The 4,203-nt window shown below is 68.9% G+C and carries 3 protein-coding genes; 1 reads left to right on the top strand and 2 read right to left on the bottom strand.

Annotated features, from left to right (window positions below):
- Positions 1 to 276 precede the first annotated feature (276 nt).
- Positions 277 to 2,400, bottom strand: a complete 2,124-nt coding sequence (locus ACFW2E_RS42570; protein ID WP_384476250.1) for a type IIA DNA topoisomerase subunit B — start codon at positions 2,398 to 2,400, stop codon at positions 277 to 279.
- 441 nt (positions 2,401 to 2,841) lie between these two features.
- On the opposite strand from ACFW2E_RS42570, the gene ACFW2E_RS42565 reads away from it, so the two are divergent.
- Complete coding sequence (locus ACFW2E_RS42565; protein WP_384476247.1) at positions 2,842 to 3,072, top strand: hypothetical protein; 231 nt, start codon at positions 2,842 to 2,844, stop codon at positions 3,070 to 3,072.
- Positions 3,073 to 3,173: 101 nt separating this feature from the next.
- Here ACFW2E_RS42565 and ACFW2E_RS42560 read toward each other — a convergent pair whose 3' ends face one another.
- A complete protein-coding gene (locus ACFW2E_RS42560; RefSeq protein WP_384476244.1) occupies positions 3,174 to 4,037 on the bottom strand; it encodes a serine protease in 864 nt (287 codons plus the stop codon).
- Between the last annotated feature and the right edge of the window lie 166 nt (positions 4,038 to 4,203).

Genomic DNA, 4,203 nt, shown 5'->3' with positions numbered 1-4,203 from the left:
CGGGTCCGTCAGCCCGGCCCGGCCCTGCCGGGGTTCTGCGGGCGGAGCGGCTGCACGGCACCGAGATCCATCCGTCGGCACCTGTCCTGGGCGGCCCGGGCCTCGGCGTCATTCGTACCGTGCCCGGCCACACCGCAGCCCGGCCGCCCACCCCGCCGTGGGCTCCTCAGCCGTGGCCCGGGTGCGGGCATGCCGCGCCGCCCGCCCAGGCCCGGGCCCGGGCCGACCCCGCAACCAGGACCGGCCCCAGACCCACACGGAAGTCCAGCGCAGCGACTACGCGTCGATCCGCGACCGATCCAGCGTCGCCGCCGAGCTCGAGATGAACTCCTTGCGGGGCGCGACGTCATTGCCCATCAGCAGATCGAAGACCTGCTCGGCGGCCTCCAGGTCCGACAGGTTGATCCGGCGCAGGGTGCGGTGGCGCGGATCCATCGTGGTCTCGGCCAGCTGGTCCGCGTCCATCTCGCCCAGACCCTTGTAGCGCTGGATGGAGTCCTTGTACCGGACGCCCTTGCTCTGGAACTCCATGAGCTTGTCGCGCAGCTCACGGTCCGAGTAGGTGTAGACGTACTTGTCCTGGCCCTTCTTCGGCTGGACGAGCTCGATGCGGTGCAGCGGCGGCACCGCGGCGAAGACCCGGCCGGCCTCGACCATCGGCCGCATGTAGCGCTGGAACAGCGTCAGCAGCAGGCATCGGATGTGGGAGCCGTCCACGTCGGCGTCCGTCATCATGATGATCTTGCCGTACCGAGCCGCGTCGAGATCGAAGGTCCGGCCCGACCCGGCCCCTATGACCTGGATGATCGCGCCGCACTCGGCGTTCTTCAGCATGTCCGTCACGGAGGACTTCTGGACGTTGAGGATCTTGCCGCGAATCGGCAGCAGCGCCTGGAATTCCGAGTTCCGGGCCAGCTTCGCCGTACCCAGCGCGGAGTCTCCCTCCACGATGAAGAGCTCGCTGCGCTCGACGTCGTCGCTGCGGCAGTCCGCGAGCTTGGCGGGCAGGGACGAGGACTCCAGGGCGGTCTTCCGGCGCTGCGCGTCCTTGTGCTGGCGGGCCGCGATGCGCGTACGGGCGGCGGCGACGACCTTCTCCATGACCACCCGGGCCTGGGCGGCCGCGTCGCGCTTGGTGGACGTCAGGAAGGCCTTGAGCTCCCTGGAGATCACGTTGTTCACGATCCGGCGGGCGGCCGACGTGCCGAGGACCTCCTTGGTCTGGCCCTCGAACTGCGGCTCGGCCAGACGGACGGTGACGACCGCGGTGAGCCCCTCCAGGGCATCGTCCTTGACGATGTCGTCCTCTGCGACGCGCAGCAGCTTCTTGGCGCGCAGCACCTCGTTCATCGTCTCTTTGACGGCCTGCTCGAAGCCTGCGACGTGGGTGCCGCCCTTGGGGGTGGCGATGATGTTGACGAAGGACCTGAGGGTCGCGTCATAGCCGGTCCCCCAGCGCAGCGCGACGTCGACGCCGAGCTCGCGGGTGACCTCGGTGGGCGTCATCTGGCCGTGCTCGTCCAGGACCGGCACGGTCTCCTTGAAGGTGCCCTGTCCGGTGAAGCGGAGCACGTCGCAGACCGGCTTGTCGGTCGCCAGGTACTCGCAGAACTCGCTGATGCCGCCGTCGAAGCGGAAGGACTCCTCGCCCTTGCTGCCGCCCTCGCCCAGGCCGAACTCGTCACGGACGACGATGGTCAGGCCGGGCACCAGGAACGCGGTCTGACGGGCCCGCTGGTGGAGCGTCTCCAGGGCGAGCTTCGCGTCCTTGAGGAAGATCTGGCGGTCGGCCCAGTACCGCACGCGCGTGCCGTTGCGGGTCTTCGGGATCCGCCTCACCTTGGTCAGGCCGCTCTTGGCCTCGAACTTGGCGTCCGGGCCGCTCGCCGCGAAGGCACCCGGGACACCGCGCCGGAAACTGATCGCGTGGGTGTGGCCGCCGCGGTCGACCTCGACGTCGAGGCGGGCGGACAGGGCGTTGACCACGGAGGCACCGACTCCGTGCAGACCGCCGGAGGCGGCGTACGAGCCGCCGCCGAACTTGCCGCCGGCGTGCAGCTTGGTCATGACGACCTCGATGCCGGACAGGCCGGTCTTGGGCTCGACGTCCACGGGGATGCCGCGGCCGTTGTCCCGCACCTCCACGGAGCCGTCGTCGTGGAGGATCACCTCGATGTGGTCGCAGTAGCCGCCGAGGGCCTCGTCCACGGAGTTGTCGATGATCTCCCACAGGCAGTGCATGAGACCACGGCTGTCGGTGGAGCCGATGTACATGCCGGGGCGCTTGCGCACGGCCTCGAGCCCCTCGAGGACGAGCAGGTGCCGCGCGGTGTAATTGGAACCGTCCCGGTCTGCTCCTGCCAGCAGCGCTGTGGACGGCACGGACGTATCGGCGGTCACGCGGTTCGCTCCTCGCTGAATTTCAGGTGGGCCCCGTTTGGGTAAGGGCCCGGCTTCGGTCGCCGCTCAGAGGGTACCGAGGCCTGGTAGAGCCGTTGTAACGCCACCCTCACTCTGAACTCAGACTAGTCCAGAGTCGCATGAGTGTTCGATCCCTCGATGGAGTGAAGTACATATCACGTTCCCTTCGAGGCATGAACCATTTAGGCTCCGGGCACGTCCTCATGAACAACCGGCAACCCAGCCGGGGGGACCTAAACCCGATAAACAGCGCGAACCCGTAAGCACACAAGACACGCACTACGGCACATTCGCCGCCAACCGGCAGCAGACAGCCGCCCCGGAAGAAACTTTCGAGGAAAAGCCACGAGCGGGAACGTTTTCGGGCTGGTTGGATGTTGACCCTGGTACGACAGCTCGTCGAGCTAGAGAAGAGGCGACGTGACTACTGTTCTGACCCCCGCGAGCCCGTTGACGGCCGCCGATCGCTGCGACCGCTGTGGCGCCCAGGCATACCTGCGCGTCGTCCTGCTCAGCGGCGGAGAACTGCTCTTCTGCGCCCACCACGGCCGCAAGTTCGAGCCGGAACTCAAGAAGATCGCCGCTGAGATACAGGACGAGACGGAGCGGCTGACGTCTGTTCCGGCGTCCGCCGCTGAAGAAGAGCGCTGACATCTCGCATCCACGACGAGCCAGCCCCGGCACAGGCCGGTGAACGGGCGGCCGCTCCACACCACCCGGAGGGGCCGCCCGTCGTCGTACCCCTGCGGCCCTCAGGCCCCCTTCCGCGAGCCCTGTGAGCCTGTGCCGTCCGTCCGCCCCAGGACACGTACGACCTGGGACACCCGGGTGTAGACCCCGGGGCTTCCCGCCCGGCCGCAGCCGTCCCCCCACGACACCAGCCCGATCAGCCGCCCCTCGGCGACCAACGGGCCTCCGCTGTCGCCCTGGCAGGCATCTGGGCCGCCCTGGACCTCCCCCGCGCACAGCATGGAGTCGGCGTGGTACGCGCCGTCCACGGTGCCGGGATAGGCCTCCTCACAGCGCGCGTCGGGCAGCACGTGCACACGCGCGGCGTGCAGCTTCCGCGTGTAGTCACCGGTGCCTGTCAGATCGCCCCAGCCGGTGACCAGAGCGGTCGTTCCCGGCGTGTACGCGGAATCCCCCTCGTTCGCCATGGCGACGACCGAACTCTGCGGCAGGGGTTTGGAGAGGGTGAGCACGGCGAAGTCTCCGGCGTTCTCCAGCGGGTCGTAGTGCGGATTGATCTTGATATGGCTTACGGGGATCTCCTCGCCCTGCCCCGACAGCAGGTCCGTGCGGCCCGCGATCACCGTGAGGTGGCGCGCCTGGTTCGGTGGGCTTCCCAGGACCTCGTCGGCCATGCAGTGGGCAGCGGTCAGCACGGTGGTGCGGTCGATCGCCACGCCACCGCAGAACTGTCCCGCGCGCGTACCTCCGAACCGGTCACGGCTGGAGAGCGCGACCGTCCAGGGAGCCTGGGAAACGTCGATGGGGAAACCACCGACGACGACGCTGTCGGCGGCGCCGGGTACGGCGGTGGCCAGCGGTATTGCGGCGGCGGTGGCGGCCAGAACCAGCGGCGCCACCAGTGTCCGCGCGAAGGTGCGACGCATGCACGCTCCTCACTCAGGGTGCTCTTGGGAAACCCAGAGTCATCCAGAGCGCGCCGCTCCGCAGCGCGAAGGGCCCGGCCCCCCCCCGGGACACCCGGGCCTACACCTAAAAACACCCCCACCCAGACCAGGTACTACCGCCGCACCCGGGAAACCCCCAGGGGGC

The sequence above is a fragment of the Streptomyces sp. NPDC058964 genome, assembly GCF_042741275.1.
Taxonomy (GTDB): Bacteria; Actinomycetota; Actinomycetes; order Streptomycetales; family Streptomycetaceae; genus Streptomyces.
Note: the sequence above shows the minus strand (reverse complement) of the source record. Positions and strands in the feature narration are given on the sequence as shown.